The organism is Xanthomonas sp. LF07-6 (assembly GCF_034105445.1).
GTDB lineage: Bacteria > Pseudomonadota > Gammaproteobacteria > Xanthomonadales > Xanthomonadaceae > Xanthomonas_A > Xanthomonas_A sontii.
Genome location: NZ_JAXGGI010000003.1, coordinates 72,442 through 98,927, shown reverse-complemented (window position 1 = coordinate 98,927; position 26,486 = coordinate 72,442). Strand labels below are relative to the sequence as shown.

At 69.4% G+C, this 26,486-nt stretch carries 26 protein-coding genes; 5 read left to right on the top strand and 21 right to left on the bottom strand.

What is annotated here, in order from left to right; all coding sequences use genetic code 11:
• Window positions 1–8: 8 nt before the first annotated feature.
• The 6 genes from gyrA to ligA form a co-directional block, all read right to left on the bottom strand.
• Window positions 9–2,825: a DNA gyrase subunit A gene (gene gyrA, locus SLW56_RS07815; protein WP_320694610.1), complete on the bottom strand. Its 2,817-nt coding sequence runs from the start codon at window positions 2,823–2,825 to the stop codon at window positions 9–11.
• Between the two features lie 211 nt (window positions 2,826–3,036).
• Window positions 3,037–4,101 (bottom strand): S-methyl-5-thioribose-1-phosphate isomerase, encoded by a 1,065-nt coding sequence (gene mtnA / locus SLW56_RS07810; protein ID WP_295963045.1) that lies wholly within the window; start codon window positions 4,099–4,101, stop codon window positions 3,037–3,039.
• A 69-nt stretch (window positions 4,102–4,170) separates the two neighbouring features.
• A complete protein-coding gene (locus tag SLW56_RS07805; RefSeq protein WP_267094186.1) occupies window positions 4,171–4,815 on the bottom strand; it encodes a DUF3011 domain-containing protein in 645 nt (214 codons plus the stop codon).
• A 199-nt stretch (window positions 4,816–5,014) separates the two neighbouring features.
• Window positions 5,015–5,965 (bottom strand): EF-P lysine aminoacylase EpmA, encoded by a 951-nt coding sequence (gene epmA, locus SLW56_RS07800; protein ID WP_320694609.1) that lies wholly within the window; start codon window positions 5,963–5,965, stop codon window positions 5,015–5,017.
• Window positions 5,965–6,450, bottom strand: coding sequence for a GNAT family N-acetyltransferase (locus SLW56_RS07795; protein ID WP_295941059.1), 486 nt, complete (start codon window positions 6,448–6,450; stop codon window positions 5,965–5,967). Before SLW56_RS07795 ends, epmA begins: the two co-directional genes overlap by 1 nt.
• A complete protein-coding gene (ligA, locus tag SLW56_RS07790) occupies window positions 6,447–8,963 on the bottom strand; it encodes an NAD-dependent DNA ligase LigA (protein ID WP_320694608.1) in 2,517 nt (838 codons plus the stop codon). The genes SLW56_RS07795 and ligA overlap by 4 nt, the downstream gene beginning before the upstream one ends.
• Window positions 8,964–9,388: 425 nt before the next feature.
• Here ligA and SLW56_RS07785 point away from each other — a divergent pair, with 425 nt between their 5' ends.
• On the top strand, window positions 9,389–10,519 hold the full coding sequence (locus SLW56_RS07785; protein ID WP_320694607.1) for a pyridoxal phosphate-dependent aminotransferase: 1,131 nt from the start codon (window positions 9,389–9,391) through the stop codon (window positions 10,517–10,519).
• Window positions 10,520–10,868: 349 nt separating this feature from the next.
• On the opposite strand, the gene zipA is transcribed toward SLW56_RS07785, so the two are convergent.
• The 6 genes from zipA to SLW56_RS07755 form a co-directional block, all read right to left on the bottom strand.
• Window positions 10,869–11,606, bottom strand: coding sequence for a cell division protein ZipA (zipA, locus tag SLW56_RS07780; protein WP_148828584.1), 738 nt, complete (start codon window positions 11,604–11,606; stop codon window positions 10,869–10,871).
• Window positions 11,607–11,720: 114 nt separating this feature from the next.
• Complete coding sequence (smc, locus tag SLW56_RS07775; protein ID WP_320694606.1) at window positions 11,721–15,224, bottom strand: chromosome segregation protein SMC; 3,504 nt, start codon at window positions 15,222–15,224, stop codon at window positions 11,721–11,723.
• Between the two features lie 331 nt (window positions 15,225–15,555).
• Window positions 15,556–16,005 carry a 50S ribosomal protein L9 gene (gene rplI / locus SLW56_RS07770; protein WP_010342531.1) on the bottom strand — a complete coding sequence of 150 codons (450 nt, stop codon included), beginning with the start codon at window positions 16,003–16,005 and terminating at the stop codon, window positions 15,556–15,558.
• A gap of 191 nt (window positions 16,006–16,196) precedes the next feature.
• Window positions 16,197–16,427, bottom strand: coding sequence for a 30S ribosomal protein S18 (rpsR, locus tag SLW56_RS07765; RefSeq protein WP_002804494.1), 231 nt, complete (start codon window positions 16,425–16,427; stop codon window positions 16,197–16,199).
• A gap of 11 nt (window positions 16,428–16,438) precedes the next feature.
• On the bottom strand, window positions 16,439–16,873 hold the full coding sequence (gene rpsF / locus SLW56_RS07760) for a 30S ribosomal protein S6 (protein ID WP_010342529.1): 435 nt from the start codon (window positions 16,871–16,873) through the stop codon (window positions 16,439–16,441).
• Window positions 16,874–17,366: 493 nt separating this feature from the next.
• Window positions 17,367–17,714 carry an iron-sulfur cluster assembly accessory protein gene (locus tag SLW56_RS07755; RefSeq protein WP_017907178.1) on the bottom strand — a complete coding sequence of 116 codons (348 nt, stop codon included), beginning with the start codon at window positions 17,712–17,714 and terminating at the stop codon, window positions 17,367–17,369.
• Window positions 17,715–17,851: 137 nt separating this feature from the next.
• On the opposite strand from SLW56_RS07755, the gene asnS reads away from it, so the two are divergent.
• The 4 genes from asnS to SLW56_RS07735 are packed head-to-tail and all read left to right on the top strand — an operon-like array spanning window position 17,852 to window position 20,513.
• Window positions 17,852–19,246: an asparagine--tRNA ligase gene (gene asnS, locus SLW56_RS07750; protein WP_017907179.1), complete on the top strand. Its 1,395-nt coding sequence runs from the start codon at window positions 17,852–17,854 to the stop codon at window positions 19,244–19,246.
• A gap of 22 nt (window positions 19,247–19,268) precedes the next feature.
• On the top strand, window positions 19,269–19,574 hold the full coding sequence (locus tag SLW56_RS07745) for a hypothetical protein (protein WP_017907180.1): 306 nt from the start codon (window positions 19,269–19,271) through the stop codon (window positions 19,572–19,574).
• On the top strand, window positions 19,571–19,885 hold the full coding sequence (locus SLW56_RS07740; RefSeq protein ID WP_019800125.1) for a hypothetical protein: 315 nt from the start codon (window positions 19,571–19,573) through the stop codon (window positions 19,883–19,885). The genes SLW56_RS07745 and SLW56_RS07740 overlap by 4 nt, the downstream gene beginning before the upstream one ends.
• Before the next feature lie 7 nt (window positions 19,886–19,892).
• On the top strand, window positions 19,893–20,513 hold the full coding sequence (locus tag SLW56_RS07735; protein ID WP_017907182.1) for an FMN-binding negative transcriptional regulator: 621 nt from the start codon (window positions 19,893–19,895) through the stop codon (window positions 20,511–20,513).
• Window positions 20,514–20,588: 75 nt separating this feature from the next.
• On the opposite strand, the gene SLW56_RS07730 is transcribed toward SLW56_RS07735, so the two are convergent.
• The 9 genes from SLW56_RS07730 to SLW56_RS07690 all read right to left on the bottom strand — a co-directional run bounded on the left by SLW56_RS07730 (window position 20,589) and on the right by SLW56_RS07690 (window position 26,334).
• Window positions 20,589–21,299: a response regulator transcription factor gene (locus SLW56_RS07730; RefSeq protein WP_017912470.1), complete on the bottom strand. Its 711-nt coding sequence runs from the start codon at window positions 21,297–21,299 to the stop codon at window positions 20,589–20,591.
• Window positions 21,300–21,634: 335 nt separating this feature from the next.
• The gene (locus tag SLW56_RS07725) at window positions 21,635–22,681 is read right to left on the bottom strand and encodes a hypothetical protein (RefSeq protein WP_150409256.1); all 1,047 of its coding nucleotides are present in this window, start codon (window positions 22,679–22,681) and stop codon (window positions 21,635–21,637) included.
• 48 nt (window positions 22,682–22,729) lie between these two features.
• Complete coding sequence (locus tag SLW56_RS07720) at window positions 22,730–23,512, bottom strand: hypothetical protein (RefSeq protein WP_295963034.1); 783 nt, start codon at window positions 23,510–23,512, stop codon at window positions 22,730–22,732.
• A gap of 41 nt (window positions 23,513–23,553) precedes the next feature.
• A complete protein-coding gene (locus SLW56_RS07715) occupies window positions 23,554–23,742 on the bottom strand; it encodes a hypothetical protein (RefSeq protein ID WP_017910929.1) in 189 nt (62 codons plus the stop codon).
• Window positions 23,735–24,193 carry a hypothetical protein gene (locus SLW56_RS07710; protein WP_148828591.1) on the bottom strand — a complete coding sequence of 153 codons (459 nt, stop codon included), beginning with the start codon at window positions 24,191–24,193 and terminating at the stop codon, window positions 23,735–23,737. Before SLW56_RS07710 ends, SLW56_RS07715 begins: the two co-directional genes overlap by 8 nt.
• Entirely contained in the window at window positions 24,193–24,453 is a 261-nt protein-coding gene (locus SLW56_RS07705) for a hypothetical protein (protein ID WP_017910927.1), read from the bottom strand. Before SLW56_RS07705 ends, SLW56_RS07710 begins: the two co-directional genes overlap by 1 nt.
• Window positions 24,454–24,499: 46 nt before the next feature.
• Entirely contained in the window at window positions 24,500–25,132 is a 633-nt protein-coding gene (locus SLW56_RS07700; RefSeq protein WP_026143450.1) for a DUF2589 domain-containing protein, read from the bottom strand.
• A gap of 13 nt (window positions 25,133–25,145) precedes the next feature.
• The gene (locus tag SLW56_RS07695; RefSeq protein WP_173003349.1) at window positions 25,146–25,724 is read right to left on the bottom strand and encodes a DUF2589 domain-containing protein; all 579 of its coding nucleotides are present in this window, start codon (window positions 25,722–25,724) and stop codon (window positions 25,146–25,148) included.
• Between the two features lie 70 nt (window positions 25,725–25,794).
• Window positions 25,795–26,334, bottom strand: a complete 540-nt coding sequence (locus tag SLW56_RS07690) for a glycosyl hydrolase 108 family protein (RefSeq protein ID WP_295963032.1) — start codon at window positions 26,332–26,334, stop codon at window positions 25,795–25,797.
• Between the last annotated feature and the right edge of the window lie 152 nt (window positions 26,335–26,486).

The window sequence follows — 26,486 nt, the reverse complement described above, 5'->3', positions numbered from 1 at the left end:
GCAGCGGATCACGCCTGGGGCGGTGCAGCCTCGCCAGTGCCTTCGGCGGCGCCCTCCTCGCCCGGCAGCACGTCCTCCTCGACCAGCGAGCCGTCCAGGCGTTCCACCGCCTGCAGCTTCTCGCCCTTGGACAGGCGGATCAGGGTCACGCCCTGGGTGTTGCGGCCGACGCGGGAGATTTCCGAGGCGCGGGTCCGCACCAGGGTGCCGCCGTCGGAGATCAGCAGCACTTCGTCGCGGGTGCTCAGCAGCACCGCACCGACCAGCTTGCCGTTGCGCTCGCTGGTCTGGATGCCGATGACGCCCTGGGTGCCGCGGCCCTTGCGCGGATACTCGCCCAGCGGGGTGCGCTTGCCGTAGCCGTTCTCGGTCGCGGTGAGGATGTAGGCATCGGCCTCGTCGCCGTTGCGCGCCTCGGCATCGGCCTCGGTGTCCGCCGCGGCGTCGACGTCCTCGGCATCCTCGTCCTGGCCCACGGCCGGCTCGGCCACGATCAGGCTGACCACGTACTCGCTCTTGGCCAGGCGGATACCGCGTACGCCGCGGCTGCTGCGCCCGGTCGGCTTGACCCCGCCGCGGCTCTTGCGCCGCGCGCCGCGGGCGTCGTCGCCCTCCTCGCCCGCGGCCTCGTCGTCGGCCACGGCGCCGTCGTCGGCACCGGCCTCGTCGATGGCCGCATCATCGGCCTCGTCGTCCTTGGGCCGCTCGGAGAAGCGCACGGTCTTGCCGTTGGAGGCGAACAGCAGCACGTCGCGCTCGCCGTCGGTGAGCGCCACGCCGACCAGGGCGTCGCCCTCGTCGAGGTTGATCGCGATCTTGCCGATCTTGCGCTGGAACGCGAACTCGCTCAGCGGGGTCTTCTTGACCATGCCGTTGCGGGTGGCGAAGAACACGTAGCGGCCCTCGGCGTACTCACGCACCGGCAGCACCGCCTGCACGCGCTCGCCGTTCTCCAGCGGAATCCAGTTGACGATCGGGCGGCCGCGCGCGTTCGGCCCTGCCTCGGGCAACTGGTGCACGGGCAGCCAGAACACCTTGCCGCTGCTGGTGAAGGTCAGCAGGGTGTCGTGGGTGTTGACCAGCCACAGCTGGTCGATGAAATCCTCTTCCTTGGTCGCCGCCGCGCTGCGGCCACGGCCGCCGCGACGCTGCGCGCGGTAGGCACTGACCGGCTGGCGCTTGGCGTAGCCGGCATGCGACAGGGTCACCACCACGTCTTCCGGCGCGATCAGGTCGAGGATGTCCAGATCCTCTTCGCTGTGGCGGATTTCGGTGCGGCGCGCATCGCCGTATTCCTCGCGGATGTTGACCAGCTCTTCGCGGATCACCTGCAGCAGCACGTCCGGGTTTTCCAGGATGCGGATCAGTCCGGCGATCGCCTCCAGCAGCTGCTTGTATTCCTCGGTCAGACGCTCCTGCTCCAGGCCGGTCAGGCGGTGCAGGCGCATTTCCAGGATCTGCGTGGCCTGCACCTCGGTCAGCTGGTAGCCGCCGCCGACCAGGCCGACGCCGCTGGGCAGGTCTTCCGGGCGCGAGGCCTCGGCGCCGGCCGCGTTGAGCAGCGCGCCGACCAGGCCCGGTTGCCAGGTCTTGGCCAGCATGCGCTCGCGCGCTTCGTTCGGGTTCGCCGAGGTCTTGATCAGCTCGATCATCTCGTCGATGTTGGCGAGCGCGACGGTCAGGCCTTCGAGGATATGCGCGCGGGCGCGCGCCTTGCGCAGTTCGAAGATGGTGCGGCGGGTGACCACTTCGCGGCGGTGGCGGACGAACGCCTCCAGCATCTGCTTGAGGTTCATCAGCTGCGGGCGGCCGTCGACCAGCGCCACCATGTTGATGCCGAACACCGACTCCATCTGGGTCTGCTGGTACAGGTTGTTCAGCACCACGTCGGCGGCTTCGCCGCGCTTGACCTCGATGTAGATGCGCATGCCGTCCTTGTCGGACTCGTCGCGCAGCTCGCTGATGCCTTCGAGCTTCTTTTCCTTGACCAGCTCGGCGATCTTCTCGATCAGCCGCGCCTTGTTGACCTGGTACGGGATCTCGGTGACCACGATCGCTTCGCGGCCGTTGTCCTGGATCTCGATCTCGGCCTTGGCGCGCATGCGCACGCGGCCGCGGCCGGTGCGATAGCCGGCGACGATGCCGGTGGTGCCGTTGATGATGCCGGCAGTCGGGAAATCCGGGCCGGGGATGTGCTCCATCAACCCGTCGACGTCGATCTGCGGATTGTCGATCAGCGCCAGGCAGGCGTTGATCGACTCGGTCAGGTTGTGCGGCGGGATGTTGGTGGCCATGCCCACCGCGATGCCGGCCGAGCCGTTGACCAGCAGGCTCGGGAAGCGCGTCGGCATCACCGACGGTTCCTGTTCCTTTTCGTCGTAGTTGGGCTGGAAATCGACGGTTTCCTTGTCGATGTCGGCCATCATCTCGTGCGCGAGCCGCGACATGCGCGCCTCGGTGTAACGCATCGCCGCCGCGGAATCGCCGTCGACCGAACCGAAGTTACCCTGCCCGTCCACCATCAGGTAACGCAGCGAGAACGGCTGCGCCATGCGCACCAGGGTGTCGTACACCGACTGGTCGCCGTGCGGATGGTACTTACCGATGACGTCGCCGACGATACGCGCCGACTTGTAGTAGGGCTTGTTGCTGTGCGCGCCCAACTCGTTCATCGCGAACAACACGCGGCGATGCACCGGCTTGAGGCCGTCGCGCGCATCCGGGAGGGCACGCCCCACGATCACGCTCATGGCGTAATCGAGGTAGCTCTTGCGCATCTCGTCTTCCAGGTTGACCTGGATGATTTCCTTGGCGGATTCTGCCATTCGGGTTCCGTAAGTCTGGTGGCGGATCGACCACCACGCCGGCCCGCGACAGGCGGGCCCGCCGCGGCCGCACGCCTAGGGCGCACGGCGGTCGATCGAACCGCCGGATTCTATCATGACGGGCGCCCGATTGCCCGGTTTTTGCCGGCGCGAACAAGCACTTGCGCGCCATCGGCCGCCTCTGCCGGGCGCGGCAGCGCTCCCCTGGAACTCAGCCGCCGAAGGCGGCGCGCATGCGCGCCGGGTCCGGGCGCTCGATGACCCCGCGCTCGGTGACGATGGCATCGATCAGGTCCGCAGGGGTCACGTCGAACACCGGGTTCCAGGCGGCGATGCCGTCGGCCACGGTGCGCGTGCCGCCGACGCCGAACAGCTCGCCCGGATCGCGTTGCTCGATCTCGATCTGCGCGCCGTCGACGGTGTCCATGTCCACCGTGGACGACGGCGCCACCACCATGAATTTGACGCCATGGTGGCGCGCGGCGATCGCCAGCTGGTAGGTGCCGATCTTGTTGGCGGTGTCGCCGTTGGCGCAGATGCGGTCGGCGCCGACGATCACCCACTGCACCGCACCGGTCTTCATCAGGTGCGAGGCGGCCGAATCGGCGATCAGGGTGGCGTCGATGCCGTCCTGCTGCAGTTCCCACACGGTCAGCCGCGCGCCCTGCAGCCACGGCCGGGTCTCGCCGGCGAACACCTTGGCGATGCGCTGCTTGGCGACGCCGGCGCGGATCACGCCCAGCGCGGTACCGAAGCCGGCGGTGGCCAGCGAGCCGGTGTTGCAATGGGTCAGCACGCCGCTGCCCGGCACGATCAGGCCGGCACCGAGCGCGCCCATGTGCCGGTTGGCGGCCAGATCCTCTTCGGCGATCGCCTGCGCCTCGCGCTCCAGCACGGACGGCCAGTCGCTGCCTGCCGCGCCCAGCGCGCCGCGCATGCGCGCCAGCGCCCAGGCCAGGTTGACCGCGGTCGGGCGCGCGGCATTGAGCCGTTGCAGGGCCGGCTCCAGCTTCAGCAACGCCTCGGCGCCGTTCTCGGCCTGCACCTGGCGCGCGGCCAGCACCGTGCCCCAGCCTGCAGCGATGCCGATCGCCGGCGCGCCGCGCACGGCCAGGGCGTGGATCGCCGCGGCGACCTGGTCGCTGTCGGTGCAGCGCACGTGTTCGACCGCGAAGGGCAGCTTGCGCTGGTCCAGCAGTTCCAGCGCGTCGCCGGTCCACAGGATCGGGCGGATATGGTCGTAGCGGGCGTAATCGATATCGAGGGCGGCGTTCATCGCGCCATTGTAAACGCCGGCGATTGCGGATTGAGGACGCCGCGCGGTGTCGCGACGCCGCGCCAGCGATCAGTTGACGCTGAACTCGGCGCGGCAGCCCTTGTCCACCCAGATACCGTCGCGGTCCCAGCCCCAGCTGTCGTCCTGCACGCAGGGCGCGCCGGACAATTGCCGGCGCAGTTCGACACGATCCTGCACGCTGACGCCGCAGCGGCGCCGCGCCTTGCCCTTGGATTCGCACAGCACCGGCCGCGGGCCGGCGGGGAAGCCGGAGCCGTCGGCGGCGCCGATCTCGAACTCGCCGCGGCAGCCGCGCGCGACCCAGATCTCGTTGCGGCGCACGCCCCAGCTGCGCTCCTCGCGGCACGGCACCGACGACAACTGCCGCATCAGCCGCACCGGCGCCCCGCGCAGCATCACCGGGCAGCTTTCCAAGCGCCCGTCGGACTCGCAGCGCAACACGCGGCGCATCGCGCTGCGCGGCGCTTCCACCGGATTGGGACGGAATTCGGCGCGACAACCGAGGGTGACCCACACGCCGGTGGCGTCAGACCCCCACTCGCTGCCGCGGATGCAGTCGTTGTCGGAGAGTTGCCGCACCAGTTGCACCCCCTGGTCGGTGGGCATCGGGCAATGCACCCAGGTCATGTCGCGCGACTCGCAGCGGACCACCGCGGCATCGTACGCATCGGCGTCCTGCGCCGGCGACGGCATCGGCCACACGCTTGCCGCCAACCCCAGCCAACACCAGCCACCGAGCCCGTACGCCCACTTCATGCTTGGCTCTGCCCCTATGCCTAGAACCTGAACAACGAAGACCTGCTGGCGCGCGGCGTGCGCATGCCGTGCCCGATCAAACCATCATCGGTGTGGACAACGCAACAACGCGCCGCGAAAACACGTGACGGCCGGTTCAGGCATGCGCGAAATCGTAGGCGAGCACCTCGCCGATCTGCGCGGTGCCGCGCATCGCCATCAGCAGCCGGTCCACGCCGACCGCGACGCCGGCGCAGTCGGGCAAGGCCGGCAGCGCCTGCAGCAGTCGCTCGTCCAGCGGCGGCAGCACCGCGCCGCGCGCCTGGCGCAGCGCATGGTCGCGCAGGAAGCGCCGGCGCTGCTCGGCGGCATCGTTGAGCTCGTGGTAGCCGTTGGCCAGTTCGTAGCCGCCCAGGTACAGCTCGAAGCGCTCGGCCACCGGCGGGTCGCCGTCGCGCACGCGCGCCAGCGCGCACTGGCTGGCCGGCCAGTCGTGGACCACGGTGAGGCGGTCGGCCGGGAACGCCGGCTGCAGGCGGTGGGTCATCAGCAGGTCCAGCCAGTCGTCGCGGCCCAGGCCGTCGGCATCGATGCGGATCTCGCGTAGCGGCTGCTGCAGCGCCTCCAACGGCGCAGCGAATGGATCCAGGCCCAGCCCCTGCAGGAACAACTCGCGATAGCTGAGCACCTGCAGCGTGGCGCTGCGCCCGACCAGGGCCAGCGCCGTGCGGACCAGCTCCACGGTTTCCTCGATCAGTTGCCGGTGATCCCAGCCGACCCGGTACCACTCGAGCATGGTGAACTCGGGATTGTGGCGGCCGCCGGCCTCGCCGTTGCGGAACACCCGCCCCAGTTCGTAGCAATCGCCGATGCCGGCGGCGAGCAGCCGCTTCAGCGGGTACTCGGGCGAGGTGCGCAGCCAGCGCAGCGCCGGACCGGCGTCGACGTGGCCGCTGAAGCGGGTCTGGAAGCTGTCGATGTTCGGCTCGGTGTTGCCGGCCGCCGACAGCATCGGGGTTTCCACTTCCAGCACGCCGCGCGCGGCGAAGAAGCCGCGGATGGCGGCATTGAGCCGGGCGCGCAATTGCAGGACAGATAGCAGCTCCATCACGGCGCCGTGTCGAGCCGGCGGCTCAGTTGGTCGCGGGCGTCGTCGCGATAGCCCAGGCCCAGGTACAGGCGCTTGGCGGCGGCGTTGTGGTGATTGACCTCCATCCGCAGCACGTCCACGCCCAGCGCGCGGGCGCGCGCCTCGACCAGCGCCACCGCCCGCCGCCCCCAGCCGCGGCCGCGTGCGGCCGGGCCCAGGTACAACTCGTCGAGCAGCAGATAGCGCCCGCCCAGTTCGACGCTGAAGCAGGCGGTGATCAGCGCATAGCCGACCACCGCGCCGTCCGGCGCCAGCCACAACAGCGCCTCGCCCAGCGCCGGCTGCGCCAGCAGCGCCTGCAGGCCGCGCGTCACCCGCTCGGCGTCGAACGCGATGCCGTCCTCGGCGTAGAACGCCTGCAGCATCGCCAGCAGGGCCGGCTGATCGGCCGCGCCGGCAGTACGCCAGCGCAACTCTTCCTGCTTCATGCCGAGCGCGCTCATGCGCCCTGCCGCTGCGACTGCAGGAACGCCAGCAACTGCGCCTCGTCCCACACCGCCACGCCCAGCTCCTGCGCCTTGTCGAGCTTGGAACCGGCAGCCTCGCCGGCGACCACGAACGCGGTCTTCTTCGACACGCTGCCGGCGACCTTGGCACCAAGCGCCTCAAGTTGCGCCTTGGCCTCGTCGCGGGTCAGCGCGGTCAGGGTGCCGGTCAGCACCACGGTCTGCCCATCCAGCGGGCCGGCGCGGCGCTGCGTCTGCGCAGGGGCGGCATCGAGCAGGCGTTGCATTGCCGCCTCGGCATCCAGGAGCGCCTGCTTCTGTGCCGGATCGGCCAGGTATGCGGCCAGGTTGGCGGCGCCGGCCGTGGACAGCCCCGCCCCGGTCCAGCCACTTTCGTTGGCGCGCAGCAAGGCGTCCAACGTGCCGTAGGTGGCGGCCAGGCGCTGCGCGCTCTTCCCGCCGAGCTTGTCCACCGGCAGCGTGCCCAGCAGGTGCGCCAGGTCCAGGCGCTCGCGCAATTCCGCCGGCGGCGTGCCCTCGTCGGAAAAGCAAATGCCGGCGGCGATCAGCGCATCGACCACCGCGGCGTTGCCGGGTTGCTCGAAGAACGTGGCGATCGAGCGCGCCACCTCGCCGCCGATGTCCGGCAAGGCCTGCAGCAGCACCGCCGGGGTGCTACGCACGAACGCCAGCGAGCCCAGCCAGTAGGCCAGCGCCTTGGCCGTGGTCTCGCCCAGGTGCGGAATGCCCAGCGCGAACAGGAAACGCGGCAGCGTGGTGGCGCGGCTGGCGTCGATGCCGGCGACCAGATTCTCGGCCCACTTGGTCGCGAGCTTGCCGCCCAGGTCCACTGTCAGGTGCGCGCGCAGGAAGTCGGCGTGCCGCCACTGGGCGGCCTCGTCCTCCAACGCGGCGCGGCCGCCCGCGTCCAGCGCAAGCGCTCCCTTGCTGTCCTCCACCGCCTGCAGCAGGTCGGCGGCGGTGGCCGCGTCCAGCGCGGCCTTCATCCGTACCAGGTCCTCCACGCTCAAGGCGTACAGGTCGGCCAGCGACTGCACGAAGCCGAACTCGACCAGGGCATCGGCCTGGCGCTCGCCCAGGCCTTCGATGTCCATGGCGCGGCGCGAGGCGAAGTGCCGCACCGCCTCCTTGCGCTGCGCGGCGCAGGCCAGGCCGCCGCTGCAACGCCAGGCCACCGCGTCTTCTTCCTTGACCAGCTCGGAGCCACACACCGGGCAGGTCGCCGGCATCGTCCACGGCGCGGTGCCCGGCGGACGCCGTTCCTCGATCACCCGCACCACTTCCGGGATCACGTCGCCGGCGCGGCGCACGATCACGGTGTCGCCTTCGCGCACGTCCAGCCGCGCGATTTGGTCGGCATTGTGCAAGGTGGCGTTGGTGACGGTGACGCCGGCGACCTGCACCGGCTCAAGCCGCGCCACCGGGGTGACCGCACCGGTGCGGCCGATCTGCACCTCGATCGCGCGCAGCACGGTGGATTGTTCCTGCGCCGGGAACTTGTGCGCCAGCGCCCAGCGCGGCGCGCGCGAGACGAAGCCCATCGCCTCCTGCTGGTCGTAATCGTCGAGCTTGTAGACCACGCCGTCGATGTCGTAAGGCAGGCTGTCGCGAGCGGCGCCGATGCGGCGGAAATAGGCGATCAGGCCGTCGAATCCGGTGGCGGTGTCCGCCTCCGGGGCGACGGGGAAGCCGTAGTCGCGCAGCAGTTGCAGCGTCTGCGAATGGGTTTCGGGCAGTTCCAGGCCGCGGACCTCGCCCACCGAGTAGGCGAAGAACGCCAGCGGCCGGCGCCGGGTCACCGCCGGATCGAGCTGGCGCAGCGAGCCGGCGGCGCCATTGCGCGGATTGGCCAGCAGCTTTTCGTTGCGCTCCAGCGCCTGCGCGTTCCACGCGGCGAAGGCGGCGCGCGGCATGTAGATTTCGCCGCGCACCTCCAGCACCGCCGGAGGCGGCACGCCGAGGTCGCGCAGCTTCAACGGCACCGAACGCACCTGGCGCAGGTTGGCGGTGACGTCCTCGCCGGTGCTGCCGTCGCCGCGGGTGGCGCCCTGCACGAACACGCCATCCTCGTAGCGCAGGCTGATCGCCAGGCCATCCAGCTTCGGCTCGACCGAGAACACCGGCGCGGCCAGTTCGAGTTCGCGCTCGATGCGGCGCTCGAAATCAGCGACCTCGGCAAAGCGCGTGCGGTCGTCGGCGTCCTCGGCCACGCCCAGGGTTTCGAAAGCATTGGCGAGCGAGAGCATCGGGATCGCGTGGCGCACTTCGGGAAAGCCGCCGTCCGGGCGCGCGCCGACCTTGCGCGTCGGCGAATCCGCGCTGGCCAGCTCCGGGTGCGCGGCTTCCAGGGCCTCCAACTCGCGCATCAGCGCGTCGTACTCGGCATCGGGAATCGACGCGTCGTCGAGCACGTAGTAGCGATGGTTGGCGTCGTCGATGCGCTGACGCAACTCGGCGACACGCTGCTGGGGATCGGGAATTGCGGTCATGCGCAGCGGAAATGGGGGTAACGGAGAGGGGGCGATAGTAGCTTGAAGGCTGGGATTGGGGGGTCGGGATTGGGGTTGGCTTGAAGGCTAGGATTGGCGAGTTGGGAGTGGGGATTCGCAAGAGCCCAAGCTCGGACTTCTCGCGTCGGCGGCGGTCGTACCCTCATCCGCCCCTGCGGGGCACCTTCTCCCGAGGGGAGAAGGGAGAAGCCAAGGCCCCTCTCCCACCGGGAGAGGGGTTGGGGTGAGGGTACGGAGCGCGCAGCGCCATCAACCTCACCACCTGGCTTTTGCCAATCCCCAATCCCAATCCCAGCCTCAAGCCCATCCCGAAATCCCAAATCCCGAATCCCGGCCCCTCACTCCCTTGCCCCACCATTAACACCTCGTTAACGTGACCTCCCCCACCCGCTCTGGAGAGCCACGTGTCGCTACCGGTCTCGCGCCGTTCCTTCCTGTCCCTGGCTACCTCCGGTTTGGCGCTGGGCGCCGTGGTCCTGGCGCCCAGCGCCGAGGCGGCGCGGCGCAAGGTCGCCGACACTGCGGCGGCAACACCTGGCGTAGTGCCAGCAACCGGCACGGTGTACCTGAACTTCAACGAATGCCCGCTGGGGCCCTCGCCCGCGGCGCTGGCGGCGGCCCAGGCGATCCTGCCGCGCAGCGGGCGCTATCTGTTCGAGCTGTCGGACGAACTGATCGCCGCTTTCGTCGGCCAGCAGCGCCTGCCGGCCGACCATGTGGCGGTGTATCCCGGTTCCAGCGAGCCGCTCGCCCGCGCCGCGCGCGCCTTCACCACGCCGCGCGCCGGCGTGGTGGTGGCCGATCCGACCTTCGAGGCGGTGGCCGATGTGGCTGCCGCGCATGGCGCACCGGTGCGGCGGGTGCCGCTGCGCGCCGACGGCGCCCACGACGTCAAGGCCATGGCCAGCGCCGATCCGAACGCCGGACTGATCTACCTGTGCAATCCCAACAACCCGACCGGGTCGGTGACCAAGCGCGCCGACATCGAATGGCTGCTGGCCAACAAGCCTGCGTCCAGCGTGCTGCTGGTCGACGAGGCCTACCTGCACTACAGCGACGAGCCGTCGGTGATCGACCTGATCGGCCAGCGCCAGGACCTGCTGGTGCTGCGCACCTTCTCCAAGCTGTATGGCATGGCCGGGCTGCGTCTGGGCCTGGCAGTGGCCGCGCCGGGGCTGCAGACCAGGCTGGCCGCGTTCGGCCAGAATCCGGTGTCGGTGCCCGCGCTGGCCGCCGGCATCGCCAGCCTGCAGGACCTGCAACTGGTGCCGACCCGCCGCGCCGAGAACGCGCGCATTCGCGACGCCACCATCGCCTGGCTGCAGAGCAAGGGCTACAAGTGCCTGCCGTCGCAGGCCAATTGCTTCATGGTCGACGTCAAGCGCGACGGCGCCGCCTTCGCCGCGGCGATGGCCAAGCAAGGCGTGATCCTCGGCCGCAGCTGGCCGATCTGGCCGAAGCTGGTGCGCGTCACCGTGGGCACCGAAGCGGAGATGCTGCGGTTTCGGGAGGCGTTTGTTAAGGCGCGCAAGTAGCTTGGGGGCCGGGAATCGGGAATGGAGAATCGGGCATCGTAAAAGCGGGTTGTCGTGCGGCTGAGACGTGGATGGTCTTGCCCTGGCATTCCCGTTCTCGGTTCACGATTCGCTAGGTCTGGCGTAGCGCGCCAAGAGTGGTGAGTCGGTACTTGGTGCTATCAAGAGAAAAGCCAGCGCTGTCAGTGGCATCGGCGGCGGTCGTACCCTCATCCTCCCCTTCGGGGCACCTTCCCCCAAGAAGGGGGCCATGGTCCCGGAGGGAGAAGGGAAAAACTCTCATGGCAATCAGCACCAGGGAATCGCTTTTACGATTCCCCATTCCCGTTTCCCCATTCCCGGCACCAAGCTACCAGCGCGGCGCCTTCGTCAATGGCGGTGCCTGGTGCTGGCGGTCGTAGGCGCGCAGGTCGTCGCGGATGTGGGCGATGCGCTGGCGTCCGAGGGCGTTGCGGCTGTCGTCCAGGACCACGCCGTCGAGCAGTTCGCCCATGCGCTGCACGGTCGGCAGCATCTTCTCCCAGGCGTCGAGCGCGGTCAGCGGCGCCGGCAGGGTCAGGAAGAAGGCGATCGCCGGGGTCTCCATCTCGCGGATGTGCGCCATGTCGAAGCTGCCGGGCTTCATGATGCTGGCCATGCTGAAGATCGGGCCGCGCTCGGGATGCCCTTCCACCAGGCGGTGGAACACGTTCATGTGGCCGAAGGTCAGGCCGGTCTTCTCCGCGGCCACCACGATGTCCTCGCCGCGCAACACCTGCCCGGCACGGGCGGCGACATACAGCGAGACGATCTTGTCGAAATCCTGGCTCGGCCGCTTGCCGAGGTCGGCGCCGGGCGCCTCCGCCGCTGGCAGGCCCAGGTCGGGCTGGTGCGCTTCGCCGTCCGCGCCGGGCGCGGCCAGCGCGTCGTCGCCGGCGGCCGGGGCGGCGTCGCCCAGCGAGGGTTCGCGGCGCGGCGCGGCCGGATCGGCCGGCTCCACGCGCCTGCCCTGGCTCGGTTTCTTCGGGCGGCCGAACAGGAAGATCGCCGCAATCAACAGCAAGCCGGCGGCGAGGATGCCGATGCGTAGCATTGCCATGTCGGACATTCAGGGGTTACTCCGGCAAGGGTACACAGGGGGAAAATAACTGGCGGGTGCGCATCGGGTCCGCCAACGCGGGAACCAAGCCTCGACGCGCATCACGTCCTTTAGCATGTCACGTCAGGCCGCGCCCGCCAAACGCGCGGCCTCCTCGAGGTCCACGCTGACCAGGCGGCTGACGCCGGGCTCGCGCATGGTGACGCCGCTGAGCTGATGCGCCGCCTCCATCGTCGCCTTGTTGTGGCTGACGAACAGGAACTGCACTTTCTCGCTCATTTCCTTGACCATCGCCGCCAGGCGGCCGACGTTGGCCTCGTCCAGCGGCGCGTCCACCTCGTCGAGCAGGCAGAACGGCGCCGGGTTGAGCTGGAAGATCGCGAACACCAGGGCAACCGCAGTCATCGCCTTCTCGCCGCCGGACAGCAGCGAGATGCTGGACACACGCTTGCCCGGGGGCCGCGCCATGATCGCCACGCCGGTGTCCAGCAGGTCCTCGCCGGTCAGCTCCAGGTAGGCGTGGCCGCCGCCGAACAGGCGCGGATACAGCGCCTGCACGCCGGAGTTGACCCGGTCGAAGGTGTCCTTGAAGCGGCCGCGGGTCTCGCGGTCGATCTTGCGGATGGCGTCTTCCAGGGTCTCCAGCGCGGTATTCAGGTCGACGTCCTGCGCTTCCAGGTACTCGGCGCGCTGCGCGGCCTCGCCGTACTCGCTGATCGCCGCCAGGTTGACCGGTTCCAACCGGCGCATGCGTCCATCGATCTGCTGCACCGCCTGCTCCCACTCGACGGGGTCGGCATGTTCGGGCAGGCCGTTGATCACGTCCTCGAGCACGAAGCCGGCCTTGACCACCGCCGCCGACAGCTGCTCGGCGCTGAGCACCAGCGCCTGCTGGTCGAGCCGGCGCTGGGCGATGCGTTCGCGCTGCGCCAGCGCCTGTTCGTCGCGCTGCTGGCGGGTCTGCTCCAGCGCGCGCAGTTCGTTGTCGATGCCGTCCAGCAGCGCGCGCGCCTCGCCGAGCGCGCGGTCGGTGCGCACGCGCTCGCTCAGCGCGGCCTGGTGTTCGGCCTCCAGCGCCAGCACCGGCGAGTCGCCCTCGTTCAACTGCGCGCTGAGTTCGCCCAGGCGCGCGTCCAGTTGCCCGCGCTGGTTGCCCATCCGCTCCAGCGCCTGGCTCAGCGAGGCGATTTGGGTGCGCTGCGACTCCAGGGTCAGGGCCAGCGCGTGCGAGGCCTCGCGCACCCGCCGCGCAGCGTCGCGGGCCAGGTCGCGCGCCTCGGTGAGTTGGCGACGCTCGCTTTCCAGCGCGTGCCGCACCGATTCCAGGTCGCCCATGCTGGTGACCGCGTCCTCCAGCTTGGAGCGTGCCTCGCGCGCCTGCTCGCGGCTGCTGTCCAGGGTTTCCAGCAGCTGCGCGACCTCCAGCTCGATGCGTTCGATGCGGGTGCGCGCGGCGTCGACCTTGCCTTGCTGGCTCTGCAACTGTCCGGCCAGTTCGGAGGCGCTGCGGTGCGCCTGGTACAGCTGGCGCTGCGCGTCCTCGCGCTGCTGCTCGCCGGCCAGCAACTGCGTGCGCATCTCGCCGAGGCGGTGCTCGAGGTCGGCCTCGCGCTCCTGCAGCGTCTCGATCTGCCCGCGCAGGCTCTGGATCTCGCGCTCGCGCAGCAGCGCGCCCTGCTTGGCCGCGCCGGAACGCGACACGCGCAGCCAGCCCTGGCCCAGGCGCGCGCCGTCGCGGGTGACGATGGAATCGCCCTCGCCCAGTTGCGGCAGCAGCGCCCGCGCCGCACTCAAATCCTCGGCCGCGTGCAGCCGTGCCAGCAGCCGGCGGATCGCGATCGGTCCCTGCACCTTGGCCGCCAGCGAAGTCGGCGCGAAGGTCTCGGCCGCCTCCGCGCCGCTGACCAGGGCGATGCGGCCTTCGCCGAGTTCGCCCAGCGCGTCGACCAGTTGTTCCGGCGCCTCGACCAACACGCCTTCGATCAACTGCCCGAGCGCGCCTTCGACCGCGTTCTCCCAGCCGCTCTCGACGTTGAGCCGTTCGCCGACGCGCGCCGCCGAATCCAGCCCGCGCGCCTGCAGCCAGGCCACCGCCGCGCCCTGCTCCTGGCCGAGTGCGGCCTGCTGCAGGGTTTCCAACGACGACAGCCGGCCGCGCGCGGCCTGCGCCTGCTTGCGCACGTCGGCCAGTTCGGCCTGCGCGGTGCGCTGCTGGTCCTGCAGCGTCGCCACCGCCTGCTTGCGCGCCTCGACCTGCTCGGTCAGGCCGTCCAGCGCGGCGCGCTGGGTCTCGTGCTGCAGTTCCAGTTGCGCGAACGCCTCGGCCAGCGCGTCCAGGTCCAGCCCGGCGCGCTCGGCCAGCAGCGCCTCGCGGCGGCGCTCGGCCTCCAGCGACTGCCGGTCCAGGTAATCGACGCGGGTGCGCTCCACTTCGCCGGCACGCGAGGCTTCGGCGGTGTTGCGCTGATGCGATTCCCAGCGCTGCTGCCAGTCGGCCAGGCGCGCCTCGGCCTCGCGCAGCGCTTCCTGCTTGTATTCGTTGTCTTCCTGCAGCTGCTCCAGCTGCGGGCCGGCCACGTCCACCGATTCGCGCAACAGGGCCAGCTTGGCCTCGTCGGTGCCGATGTGCTGGCCGAGCTCGGCCAGCGCCAGCTGCGCCTCGTCGCGCGCCTTGTGCAGGCGCTGCGACAGATCGCGCTGGTGCTGGATCTGCTGCTCGATCCGGGCCAGGGTGCTGCCGACCTTGTAGACCTCGGCCTGCGCGGTGCTCAGCGCCTCGGCGGCCTCCTCGCGGCGCACGCGGCCGGTCTCGATGCGCGCCTCGGCATCGCGCTGCTCGGCGATCAGCTGCTGCAGGCGGGTCTCTTCCTGGCCCAGCGCCTCGCGCAGGCCCTGCAGGCGTCCGTCCAGGCCGCGGTACTCCAGCGCCTTCCACTGCGCGTCCTTGATCCGCCGCTCTTCCTGCAGCGCCTGGTACTGCTCGGCCTGGCGCGCCTGCCGCTTGAGGTGCTCGAGCTGCTTGCCGATCTCCTCGCGCAGGTCGCCCAGGCGCTCCAGGTTCTCGCGGGTGTGGCGGATGCGGGTCTCGGTCTCCTTGCGCCGCTCCTTGTACTTGGAGATGCCGGCGGCCTCCTCCAGGTACACGCGCAGGTCCTCCGGACGCGCCTCGATGATCTGGCTGATCATGCCCTGCTCGATGATCGAGTAGCTGCGCGGGCCCAGGCCGGTGCCCAGGAACAGATCGGTGATGTCGCGGCGCCGGCACTTGGTGCCGTTGAGGTAGTAGCTGCTGCTGCCGTCGCGGCTGACCTGGCGCTTGACCGAGATCTCGTTGAACGAGGCGTACTCGCCGGCGATGGTGTGGTCGGTGTTGTCGAAGATCAGTTCCACCGTGGCCTGCGACACCGGCTTGCGCGCCGAGGAACCGGAGAAGATCACGTCCGTCAGCGAATCGCCGCGCAGCCGGCTGGCCGAGCTTTCGCCCATCACCCAGCGCACCGCGTCGATGATGTTCGACTTGCCGCAACCGTTCGGACCGACGATGCCGGTCATGTTGGTCGGCAGGTGCAGCGTGGTCGGATCGACGAAGGACTTGAAGCCGGACAGCTTGATGGTCGACAGGCGCATGGTGCGGGCAATCCATGGCAGACGCCGCCGGCATTCCGAGCTGCGCTGCCGCTAATGAAGATCCAGGTGAGGTCCTGCTTCCAACCCATTGATGCGGCTACACCGCCGGGCCGACATCGGACACGAGTCGCTGAGTATAGCGGCCCCCGCGCGAGGCTGGGGCGGCCTGCGCCGGGCGGCGGTGATGCGACGGCGGTCGCACTCGCAGCCGGCGGGTCTTGCGCCGGCCGCGCCCGGCCAGGGCCGCATGGCCCGCCGAGGGCGGCGCCGGTCGGCAAAAACGACACGGGCACCTTGCGGTGCCCGTGTCGGTACAGCGATGACGCAAGGATCAGGCGTCGGCTTCGACCACGACCTTGACCGTGGTTTCCACGTCGGCGTGGAGGCGCACCAGCACCTCGTACTCGCCGATGTTGCGGAACGCGCCTTCGCCCAGCACCACTTCGCCCTTCTCCAGCGGCATGCCGGCGGCGGTGAAGGCCTCGGCGATGTCGCGCGGGCCGACCGAGCCGTACAGCTTGCCTTCGGTCGACGCGTTGGCCTTGACGGTCACGCTGGCGCCTTCCAGCTTGGCGGCGCGGGCTTCGGCGTCGTCGTGGATCGACTTGGCCTTGGCTTCGTACTCGGCGCGCTTGGCTTCGAACTCGGCGATGTTGGCGGCGGTGGCCGGCACGGCCTTGCCCTGCGGCACCAGGTAGTTGCGGCCGTAGCCCGGCTTGACGTCGACCTTGTCGCCGAGGCCGCCCAGGTTGGTCACTTTCTGCAGAAGAATCAGTTGCATGGTCTTGCTCCGTTATTCGTTAGCGTCGGCACGCGGCCGGCGCAACGGGTGCTGTCCGAATAGGAGAAGCCGGGATTGGGGATTGGGGAGTCGGGATTGCGCCCGACGGCACCGCACTTTTCTAATCGCCAGACTTCGCTTGAATGCCCGCACCGGAGGGTGCGGGCCGTATCGCTCCGGGAAACCCGGAATTAAACGTCGTGGTTGTCCGTGTACGGGATCAGCGCCAGGAAACGCGCGCGCTTGACCGCCGTGGCCAGCTGACGCTGGTACTTGGACTTGGTGCCGGTCACGCGGCTCGGCACGATCTTGCCGTTCTCGGTGAGGTACTGGCGCAGGGTGTTGAGATCCTTGTAGTCGATCTCCTTGACGCCCTCGGCGGTGAACTTGCAGAACTTGCGACGACGGAAGAACTTGGACATGAGCGTGCTCCTTAGGCGGCTTCGGCGGCGTCGCCGTCGGTTTCGGTGGCGGCGGCGGGCGCATCGCCCTCTTCGTCGTCGCGACGACGGCGCTCACCGCGCTCGGGCTTGTCGGCCTTCTCGTCCTTGCTCTTCATGATCAGCGACTGCTCGGTGTCGGCGCCGTCGCGCTTGATCACCAGGTGGCGCAGCACGGCGTCGTTGAAGCGGAAGCTCTCGACCAGCTCGCTCAGCACGGCCTGGTCCACTTCGATGTTCAGCATGACGTAGTGGGCCTTCACCAGGTTCTGGATCGGGTACGCCAGCTGGCGGCGGCCCCAGTCTTCCAGACGGTGGATGGTGCCCTTGCCGTTCTCGACCAGCGACTTGTAGCGCTCGATCATGGCCGGGACCTGCTCGCTCTGATCCGGGTGGACCAGGAACACGATTTCGTAATGACGACTCATGGTGTGTACCTTTCGGATGTGGCCTTGCGGCCGGACAGCCCCCCGCGGTGCGACGGCGGTGGGGCAAGGACTCCTGCCGGGAAGGCAGGAAGCCGCACATTATGACCGAGATGCCCGGTCACCGACAAGCCAGCCGTCCGCGGCGCCGGACAGGGACGCCACCGCAGCGCACGAAACCAATCGAATCAACGACTTGGATCAACCCATAGCCACATGCAGGCGATGCTGGCCGCACTGCAGGCAACGGAACACGCACGCGACCGTCGCAATACACCAGGGACACAGAGACTGCGGGGCGTCGCCGGCGCAGTAGAACGCCCCCTTGTAGCGCCATGCGCGGGTTTCGCCGCAGCCGTCGCAGACGCCGTGTTCCTGCGCGAAGCACAGCGCTTATGCGTTGGGGTGATGGAGGAACTCAGGCACTTACTGCGACAACCGGGCCGCCCTGCCCCGCGTCCTCCACAAGGAGGCCGCGCCGCCGCAGCGGCGACGCTCAGGCCGCGCCGGCGTGCGCGGCGTCGGTGGTGAAGCTCTCGCCGCAACCGCACTCGGCGGTGGCATTCGGATTGCGGAACACGAAGGTCTCGCCCAGGCCCTGCTTGGCGAAGTCGATCTCGGTGCCGTCCACCAGCGGCAGGCTGGTGGCATCGACATAGATGCGCACGCCGTCCTGCTCGAACACCGCGTCGTCCGCACGCGCCTCGCGCGCCAGGTCGGTGACGTGGCCCCACCCCGAACAGCCGGTGCGCTCCACGCCAAAACGCAAGCCCAGCGCGCCAGGCGTCTGCGCGACGAAGCGCTGCACGCGGGCATGGGCGACGGGGGTGAGACGGATGGCCATGACGAACGACTCCGGCGACTGCGAGCGGACATTATAGGAAGGTTGGCGGCCAATCGCCGCCACGCCTCGCAAGCGTTGCGCTCCAGCCAGTACACTTGCCCCTTCCATATCGAGTCGCTGCGGCGAGGATTCAAGTCATGACGGTGGTGAGCGTTGCACATGCGCTGGCCGGGAAGATCCCGGAAGGCGGCGAAGTCACGGTGCGGGGATGGGTGCGCACGCTGCGCGGATCTGCCGGACTGGCTTTCATCAACGTGTCCGACGGCTCCTGCTTCGCCCCGATCCAGGTGGTGGCGACCGACGCCCTGCCCAACTTCGACGAGGTCAAGCGGCTCACCGGCAGTTGCTCGCTGATCGCCAAGGGCGTGCTGGTCAAGTCGCAGGGCAAGGGCCAGTCGTACGAGATCCAGGCCAGCGCGGTCGAGGTGGTGGGCTGGGTCGAGGACCCGCTGACCTACCCGATCCAGCCCAAGCCGATGTCGCCGGAGTTCCTGCGCGAGGTCGCGCACCTGCGCCCGCGCACCAACCTGTTCGGCGCGGTGACGCGCATCCGCAACTGCCTGGCGCAGGCGGTGCACCGCTATTTCCACCAGAACGGCTACAACTGGATCAGCACGCCGATCATCACCACCTCCGACGCCGAAGGCGCCGGGCAGATGTTCCGCGTCTCCACCCTGGACATGGCCAACCTGCCGCGCGACGCGCAGGGCCAGGTCGACTTCGGCCGCGACTTCTTCGGCAAGGAGACCTTCCTGACCGTGTCCGGCCAGCTCAACGTCGAGGCCTACTGCCTGGCGCTGAGCAAGGTCTACACCTTCGGCCCGACCTTCCGCGCCGAGAACAGCCACACCACCCGCCACCTGGCCGAGTTCTGGATGATCGAGCCGGAGATCGCCTTCGCCGACCTGGCCGAGGACGCGCGCGTGGCCGAGGACTTCCTCAAGTACCTGTTCCGCGCGGTGCTGGACGAGCGCGCCGACGACCTGGCGTTCATCGCCGAGCGCGTGGACAAGACCGCGATCAGCAAGCTGGAGACCTTCATCAACTCGCCGTTCGAGCGCATCGAGTACGGCGACGCGATCGGCCTGCTGCAGAAGTCCGGGCAGAAGTTCGAGTTCCCGGTGGAATGGGGCCTGGACCTGCAGACCGAGCACGAGCGCTGGCTGACCGAGCAGCACGTCGGTCGCCCGGTGGTGGTGACCAACTATCCCGAGCACATCAAGGCCTTCTACATGCGCCTGAACGACGACGGCAAGACCGTCGCGGCGATGGACGTGCTGGCGCCCGGCATCGGCGAGATCATCGGCGGCAGCCAGCGCGAGGAGCGCCTGGACGTGCTCGACGCGCGCATGCTGCAGTTCGGCCTGGATCCGCAGCACTACGGCTGGTACCGCGACTTCCGCCGCTACGGCACGGTGCCGCATGCCGGCTTCGGCCTGGGCTTCGAGCGCCTGGTGGTGTACGTGTGCGGGCTGAGCAACATCCGCGACGCCATCCCCTACCCGCGCGCGCCGGGCAGCGCCGAGTTCTGAGCCGGCACGGGGAGCGCGCGCCATGATCCTGTTCTTCGCGCTGTGCTTCGTCGGCGTGGCGATCGCCGGGGCCAGCGCGTTCCTGATCTTCTGGCCGCTGACCCTGGTGCACATCCGCGACCGCCATCCGCCGCTGGTGGCGGCGTTCGGGCCGGGTGCCTTCCTCAAGCCGGTCGCGCTCGGCTGGCTGCTGGCGCGGCGCTACCGTCCGCTCGGCGACCGCGGATTGTCCGGGCTGGCCACGCCGGCCTGGCTGTCGCTGATGACCATCTTCTTCGGCCTCGGCATGGCCGCCCTGCTCTGGCTGCTTTCCCTGGTGATTCCATGACCTCAGATTCTCCCGCCCACGATCAGTGGTACCTGGCCAGCCTCGGCCGCCTGCTGGTGTGGGCACGCCTGCGCGTGCGCGACGCCGGCACCGCCGAGGTGCTGGACAGCGACGGCAACACCCTCAGCTACGACAGCGAGGACACCGCCCGCGCGGCGTTGTTCGATGCCGAATTCGTCGCCTTCGATGGCCTGGACGAGGACGATGCGCGGGCGCGCGGCTTCTCACTGGGCGAGGTGTCGCCGCCGCAGGCCGACGACGACGCCGGCCTGCGCGGGCGCATGACCCAGACCCTGGGCGCGCGCGCCTGATCCGGGGATGCACGTTGCACCCGCCTTCGCCGAACACGACCTGGGCGCGCTCGATGCGCTGATCGCGGACCACCCGTTCGCCACCCTGGTCACCGTCGCCGACGGCCTGCCCTGCGCCACGCCGTTGCCGGTGCTGTACCGGCGCGACGGCGAACGCATCCTGGTCGAAGGCCATTGGTCGCGGGCCAACCCGCAGGCGCGGCACGCCGGGCCGGCCTTGCTGATCGTGCACGGCCCGCATGCCTACGTCTCCCCGGGCTGGTATCCGGACAAGGAGGCGATGGCGCGGGTGCCGACCTGGAACTACGCCACCGCGCACCTGCACGGGCAGCTGCACCCCAGCGACGACGAAGCACTGCTGGCCGATGTGGTGGCGCGGCTGAGCGAACGCCACGAACGCGCGCTGGGCAGCGACTGGCGCTACGAGCCGGACAACGACACGCACCGGCGCCAGTTGCGCGGCATCGTCGGCTTCCGCCTGGAGGTCGAGCGGGTCGAGTTGAAGTTCAAGCTCAGCCAGAACCATCCGCCAGCGAACCAGGCCGCGGTACGCGAGGCGCTGCAGGGCCAGGCCGATCCCGGCGCGCAGGCCGTCGCGGCGCTGATGCACGCGCGACGTCCGGACTGAACCACGCCGCCACGCAGCGCGGCCGACCATGCAGTTGTGCGCACCGCCACGGGACGCGCGGCGGCGCGCGCCGCCTCACCCACAACGGCTGGCCGGTCCCTGCCGGTCGTGCCCGGCATGGCGCGCACTGGCCCTGCCTCCCTCCAGCGGCGACAGACCTTCGCGGATCGCGTAGCGCGTCAGTTGCGCGATGCTCTGCATGCCCAGCTTGAGCATGATGTGCTCGCGGTGGGTGCCGATGGTCTTGACGCTGATGTGCAGGCGCGCGGCGATCTCCTTGGTCGACAGCCCCTCGGACAGCAACTGCACGATCTCGCGTTCGCGCGAGGTCAGCAGCGTGTAGGCGGAGACGGCATCGCCGGGCGGACAGCGATACTCGCTGACCAGCGACTGCGACAGTTGCGGGCTGATGTACAGCTGATCGTTGCCGACCTGCTGGATCGCGCGCAGCAATTCGTGGAAGGTGCTGTTGCGCGCCAGGTAGCCCTTGGCGCCGGCGTCGATGGCGGCGCGCACGTTGGCCGCGGCATCGGAGGCGGCGATGCAGATCGCCTTGCTGCGTGGGCTGCGCTGCAGCAGCCGGCGGGTGGCCTCGATGCCGTTGAGGCCCGGCAGCATCACGTCCATCAGCACGATATCCGGCTGCCGTCGGGTCACCAGTTGCACGCACTCCAGTCCGTCGACCGCGTGGCCGACCACGTCGATGTCCGGCGTGTTGTTGAGCAGGGCCACCATGCCCTCCAGCACAATGCTGCGTTCGGCGGCAATCACGATACGTGTGTTCATTCTCTACCTGTGTTGGCAATGGAACTCCCAACGCGCGACCGCGCGGCAATCCGCGTCCCCCTGCAGCGCGACGCGCCCCTTTTTTCACTCGATGCGACAGCGCTGAACCTGCGCTTGCGTTACGTTCTCAGCTTGTCACGCTGCGTCATGGCGGCCATCGGTTTCAGGCTGATATGGATGGCGACGACGGCTGAACTTGTGCGGATTGCCGCATTCGTCTCGGTTCGTAGACAGAATCCCGTGCTACCGCGCACGCGCTGTGACGCAGAACGAAATCCTGCGCCGACGAACGATGATGGGAACACCGGCGATACGCCGGTGCCGCGCCGGCGGGTTCATTCCGCTGCCGGCGATGGCGATGGCGGCGGCGGCAGACGCGCGGCTTCCACCTGCAGCATCCCGCGGGCGAACTCGGCGAGCCGCTGCTGGATCGCCGCCGGCGGTGTGCCGGCCTCGATCGACTGCTGCAGGGCCATCAACTGCGCGGCCAACTCGCCCTGCCAGCGCATGCGCTCGGTGTCGTTGCTGGCGCGCTGCACTTCCAGCGACGCCTGCGCCTGCGCCGAGGTATCGCCGCGCACCAGCGTCTCCATCAGATCGACCAGACGCTGCAGCAGGCGGTACACCGCGGTCGCGGAGAAGCCGCCCAGCATCGCCAGAGTCGGCTTGCCGAAACTGCGCATGCTGCCGCTTTCGAACAGATCCGGCGGCAACACTTCGACCAGGATCAGCCCGGCGATCAGGCCCAGGATCATGCGCGCGCCGTAGGAGGCGTCGTACTTGGGGTCGTAGCTGGCGTCGGCGACGTAGCGGTGCACCTGGAACAGCGAGGAGAACGAGGCGCCCAGGCCGGCGCAGAACAGCAGGAACAGCGCATTCCAGAGCAGCACGCTGCCCGAGGAATCCAGGAAGCCCAGGCGCACGTTGTCCGCGCTGACCTTGCTGGACAGGGCCGTCGCCACCACCGCGAACAGGAACAGCAGCGAGGTCGTGGTCAGCGCGCGCACCAGCGGCAGCGGGCCGAGCAGGGTCGCCCAGTGCGGGCGGCGACGCTCGGCATCGAGCAGGAACACCGCCTGCGGTGTGGCCGGGCGGATCAGCTGCGCCAGTCGCCGGTGGGTGACCGCCAGTTCGTGCGCGTGCACCTCGATGTCGCCGCCATCGGCGTCCGGCGTGCCGGCGCCCAGCAGCGCCGACAGGCGGGCGATCAGCTCCGGCGGCACCGCCATGCCGTGCTCCAGCGCATAGCGCGCCATCGCTTCGCATTCGGCGCGCAGTTGCGGCAGGATGCCAGGCGGCGGCAGCCGCGGTCCGGCACGGCGGGCCGCGGTGAGCCGGCGCCACGCGGCGCCGGCCAGCGTCTTGATCCAGACGAGGTTCATCGCACGACTCCTGGACGGAAACGACGGCCGGCGCGTCTGCGCGACGGATTACGGGTTGGCGGGGACGCGTTCCAGCAGCGCGCTTTCCCGACCCTTCCCGCCGCCGTCAACGGTCTGCAGTTCGAGCTCGCCGTCCGGCCTTGCGCGCAGGGTCAGCTGGCCGTCGCTCAAACGCGTGCAGACACCCTGATTGTCCATGTCCAACGTGTACAGCGCGTCTCCTTCGCGCATGCCGAGGTAGCGGCCCTGCACCCTGCACTCGCGCGGCGCGCCGTAGCGCAGCTGCACCGTGGCGCTACCGGGGGCCTGAGGCGTCGCAGCGACACTCAGTTGCACAGCGACGCCCCGATTGCTGTAGTCGGGACGCGTCACCCCGCGCCACGTGCCCTGCAGCGGGCTGGGCTGGCCCGGATCGCCATGCAGCACCACCGGCAGGTCCTTGCCGTCGACGTTCAAGCGCAGGTCGTCGCCGCTGCGCTGCACGCGCAGCGGCTTGCCCATCAGCTTGTCGCAGTAGGCGCCGCCATTGATCGATTCCAGTGCGAAACCGGCACCCGGTTGCGGCTTGACCAGCAAGGCGCAGTTCAACGGCGAGCCGAACATCAGCCTGGCCTTGCCGTCGCGCTGGGCCAGGCGCACGGCGGCCAGGCGCTGCGCATCCAGCGCCAGGGTGCCGCTCCATTCGCCGGGCGGCAGCGCGTCTGCGTTGGCCGGCGCAGCAGGCGTCGGCGCCTGCGGTGCGGCACCGGCGGCACCGGCGGCGAACGGCATGGCCAGGCACAGCGCCAGCCAGAGCGGGAAACGCGCAACACCACGCGAACGGATACGCATGCGACTCTCCTGTTGGATACGAAAGGAAACGATGGGCACGGTCAGGACAGACCGAACCAGAGCAGCGCCACCACGGCCGCCACCAGGCACAGTACGGCAAGCAGCCACAGCGCCCGGCGTCGACGCCGGCGCAGCCGCTGCGCGCGGGCCAGCGAGCGCAGGTCGATGTGCAGTTCTCGGCACCACAGGTCGGTGTCGTGCCGGGACAGGATGAAGCCGTGTCTACGCATGTGCGGTCTCCTGGGCGGGATCGTGCGGGGCGGGCGCATCGGACAGCTGCCACAGCTTCAGCCGCTGACCGTCGAACAGCACCTCGCCGACCGGGGTGTGGGTGCCGCGGAACAGGATCTGCAGGCGGTGCCCGGGCCGCCGCGGCCGGCGCGGCAACACCTGCAGCAGCAGGCGCGGCGCCTCGTCCGGCACCTCCTCCACGTCCAGTTCGACGTCGAAGGCCAGGGCCAGTTCGCCGATCTGCGGCAATTGCCAGGCGCGCAGCTCCCACAACGGGATCTGCAGCGACGGCGGCTCGGCCGCGTCCGTCGCCACCGGCAGGGTCTCGCCAGCGCCGAAGCAGGCGCGCAAGGCCTGTGCGTGACGCGCGCGGCAGCGCCGCTGCGCATCCAGCAGGGCCGCCGACAGCCCCTGCAGCAGCAGGTCGAACTCGCAGCGCAGGCTGGCCATCAGTCGTCCTTCATCCAGCCAGGCTTGCGCGGGAAGCCGACGTGGTAGCACAGCCACTGCATCACCACCTGGTGCTCGCCGATCTGCAGCACGGCGAAATTCTTCTCGGTGCCGATGATCGCGCCCTTCGGCGAATCGCTCAGGCAGCGGTTGAGCAAGGCCCGCGCGGCTTCGATCTGCTCGGGCGATTGCATCTGCGTCGGGTTGTCGCTGCCGACCACGACCCGCTTGACGAACTTGACTTCAGTAAGGTCGAACATCGTTGACGAGTCCCCCGACGAGATGGTTCAACGGACCGCTATGGACTTACGCGGGAACCGGCTCGGGCTTGCCGATCTTGCGCGGCGCCACCGAGGTCTGCAGGATGTCCAGCACCCGCGCCAGACCTTCCGGCGGTCCCTTGTCCGCGGCATGCACCGAGACGTGGTACTTGGCCGAGTTGTCCGAGCTGCGCGTGTTCTCCTTGCTGGTGGAGACCGAGCCCTGGATATGCACCTTGGCCTTGAACAGGCCGAAGCCGTATTCCACGTCCGCCGACATCGACGCCGAGGCATCGGTCTTCTCCTTCGAGGAGAAGGACGACTTCACTTCCATGTCGAAGGTGATGTCCACGGTCTGGATGCTCAGGCTGGGCACGTTGACGATGGCCAGCAGCGGCACTTCCAGCTCGACCTCCTCCTCGGCGATGCCGCCGGCCTTGTCCGGGTCGTCGACCGGCCGCTTGAAGCGGAAGCTGGCGGTACGGGTGGCGCCGGTTGCCTGCGGATTCTTCGGGTCGGGGTTGTCCGGCGGCAGGAAGCCGATGACGCGGATGAAATCGGCGGTGGCGCGGGCCAGCTTGACCTGCGCGTCGCAGGCCGCATCGAGCGGGCCGCCGATCAGGTCGCCCATCGGCAGACCCTTGAATTGACTTGACATATTGACGAGTTCGTCAGCCATTGCAGTGACTCCTTCAGTTGGTGGGATTGGTTACATCGTCCGTGCCCGCGACGTCCGGCTTGTCGGCCATGACCGTCTTGAACACGCCCTGCGTCTGCGCCAGATGGTTCAGCAATCTGGCCGCTCCGTCAGTCGGTTCGGTCCCCTCCACGCGCAACACGACGTGGACGGCACTCTGGCGCTGGCTCCGCGCGCTGGCGCTGGTATCCACGCGCACGCTGGAACGGGTGGCGGTGCGCTTGGCCTGCCAGGCACCGCGCGGGCCGGGCGACTCCGGCGCGAAGAAGCCGTCGGCCGACTGCAGGCCGCCGAGGTCGCCGAGCTGCGCATCGAAGCTGATCTCCACGTCCTTGATCCGCAGCACGTTGGTCGAGACCAGCGGCAGCAGCGGCGCGCGGTAGTAGTCCTCGTCGCCTTCGGCGGCCTGCGGGTGCTGCGACGGCAGGCGGATGATCACGCTCTTGGGCCGGTGGAACTCGTCGAAGTAATCGCCGAGGTTGGCCATCTGGTGCTGCTCGATGCGGTCCTGCGCCTCGATCACGGCGCCGGCCAGCGCTTCGATCAGGTCGTTCAATGCGGTCGGTCCAGCCATGGTCGCTCCTGGAGAAAGAAGGCCGCCGTCGGCGACGGCAGCGGATCGGCGGCGCTTGCCGCGCGCGCGCTCAGCTCAGGTCGGGAAAGGAGTCGGTGCGCGCCAGCCAGCCCTTGAGGAACTTGCCCAGCGGCGGCCTGGCCGCGACCAGGCGCTGGTAGTAGTCGCGCCGGCCCTGCTTGTAGCGTGCGTACAGATCGCGCTGATCGGCGGCCTTCAGCGCCGCCAGGGTGGCCGGGCCGAACTTGCCGTCCTCCGGCAGCTGCAGCGCCGGCGCCTGCGCGTTGAGCACGCGCTGCAGCAGCTTGATGGCGTTGTTGCCGGCGTTGACCTGGAAGTCGAACAGGATGTTGGCCAGCGGCTGCAGCGCGATCTCGTCGCCGTGCACCGCATTCCAGTAGCAGGTCTTGTAGATCACCCCGGCCTGCGCATCGGTGAGCGCGCGCAGGTTGTCCAGGGTCGGTTCCAGTTGCAGCAGGCTCTTGGCGTACAAGCGAAACGTCGCCAGGGTGATGCCCTTGTTGGTGGCGCCGCCCGGATCCACCGGATCGTTGACGAAGCCGCCCTCGTGCTTGAGCAGGGTCGGAAAGAACGCGTTGAAGTCGGCCATGGGATCCTCCGCTGATGCCCGGTGTGGGCGTGGAGGAAGTCTGCGCAGCGCGCCGCATCGGCGGGATCGGCAAAAGCCCGATCCGGCGGCGGCTGCGCACTGAGACGCCGTGTGCATGCGGATCCCCGCGATCCGGGCAGCGGCGTCGGCGC

Coding starts and splice junctions, on each gene's coding strand:
- gyrA (WP_320694610.1), bottom strand. CDS start 2,825: ATGGCAGAATCCGCCAAGGAAATCATCCAGGTCAACCTGGAAGACGAG.
- mtnA (WP_295963045.1), bottom strand. CDS start 4,101: ATGAACGCCGCCCTCGATATCGATTACGCCCGCTACGACCATATCCGC.
- SLW56_RS07805 (WP_267094186.1), bottom strand. CDS start 4,815: ATGCCGTCGCCGGCGCAGGACGCCGATGCGTACGATGCCGCGGTGGTC.
- epmA (WP_320694609.1), bottom strand. CDS start 5,965: ATGGAGCTGCTATCTGTCCTGCAATTGCGCGCCCGGCTCAATGCCGCC.
- SLW56_RS07795 (WP_295941059.1), bottom strand. CDS start 6,450: ATGAGCGCGCTCGGCATGAAGCAGGAAGAGTTGCGCTGGCGTACTGCC.
- ligA (WP_320694608.1), bottom strand. CDS start 8,963: ATGACCGCAATTCCCGATCCCCAGCAGCGTGTCGCCGAGTTGCGTCAG.
- zipA (WP_148828584.1), bottom strand. CDS start 11,606: ATGTCCGACATGGCAATGCTACGCATCGGCATCCTCGCCGCCGGCTTG.
- smc (WP_320694606.1), bottom strand. CDS start 15,224: ATGCGCCTGTCGACCATCAAGCTGTCCGGCTTCAAGTCCTTCGTCGAT.
- rplI (WP_010342531.1), bottom strand. CDS start 16,005: ATGCAACTGATTCTTCTGCAGAAAGTGACCAACCTGGGCGGCCTCGGC.
- rpsR (WP_002804494.1), bottom strand. CDS start 16,427: ATGTCCAAGTTCTTCCGTCGTCGCAAGTTCTGCAAGTTCACCGCCGAG.
- rpsF (WP_010342529.1), bottom strand. CDS start 16,873: ATGAGTCGTCATTACGAAATCGTGTTCCTGGTCCACCCGGATCAGAGC.
- SLW56_RS07755 (WP_017907178.1), bottom strand. CDS start 17,714: ATGGCCATCCGTCTCACCCCCGTCGCCCATGCCCGCGTGCAGCGCTTC.
- asnS (WP_017907179.1), top strand. CDS start 17,852: ATGACGGTGGTGAGCGTTGCACATGCGCTGGCCGGGAAGATCCCGGAA.
- SLW56_RS07745 (WP_017907180.1), top strand. CDS start 19,269: ATGATCCTGTTCTTCGCGCTGTGCTTCGTCGGCGTGGCGATCGCCGGG.
- SLW56_RS07740 (WP_019800125.1), top strand. CDS start 19,571: ATGACCTCAGATTCTCCCGCCCACGATCAGTGGTACCTGGCCAGCCTC.
- SLW56_RS07735 (WP_017907182.1), top strand. CDS start 19,893: ATGCACGTTGCACCCGCCTTCGCCGAACACGACCTGGGCGCGCTCGAT.
- SLW56_RS07730 (WP_017912470.1), bottom strand. CDS start 21,299: ATGAACACACGTATCGTGATTGCCGCCGAACGCAGCATTGTGCTGGAG.
- SLW56_RS07725 (WP_150409256.1), bottom strand. CDS start 22,681: ATGAACCTCGTCTGGATCAAGACGCTGGCCGGCGCCGCGTGGCGCCGG.
- SLW56_RS07720 (WP_295963034.1), bottom strand. CDS start 23,512: ATGCGTATCCGTTCGCGTGGTGTTGCGCGTTTCCCGCTCTGGCTGGCG.
- SLW56_RS07715 (WP_017910929.1), bottom strand. CDS start 23,742: ATGCGTAGACACGGCTTCATCCTGTCCCGGCACGACACCGACCTGTGG.
- SLW56_RS07710 (WP_148828591.1), bottom strand. CDS start 24,193: ATGGCCAGCCTGCGCTGCGAGTTCGACCTGCTGCTGCAGGGGCTGTCG.
- SLW56_RS07705 (WP_017910927.1), bottom strand. CDS start 24,453: ATGTTCGACCTTACTGAAGTCAAGTTCGTCAAGCGGGTCGTGGTCGGC.
- SLW56_RS07700 (WP_026143450.1), bottom strand. CDS start 25,132: ATGGCTGACGAACTCGTCAATATGTCAAGTCAATTCAAGGGTCTGCCG.
- SLW56_RS07695 (WP_173003349.1), bottom strand. CDS start 25,724: ATGGCTGGACCGACCGCATTGAACGACCTGATCGAAGCGCTGGCCGGC.
- SLW56_RS07690 (WP_295963032.1), bottom strand. CDS start 26,334: ATGGCCGACTTCAACGCGTTCTTTCCGACCCTGCTCAAGCACGAGGGC.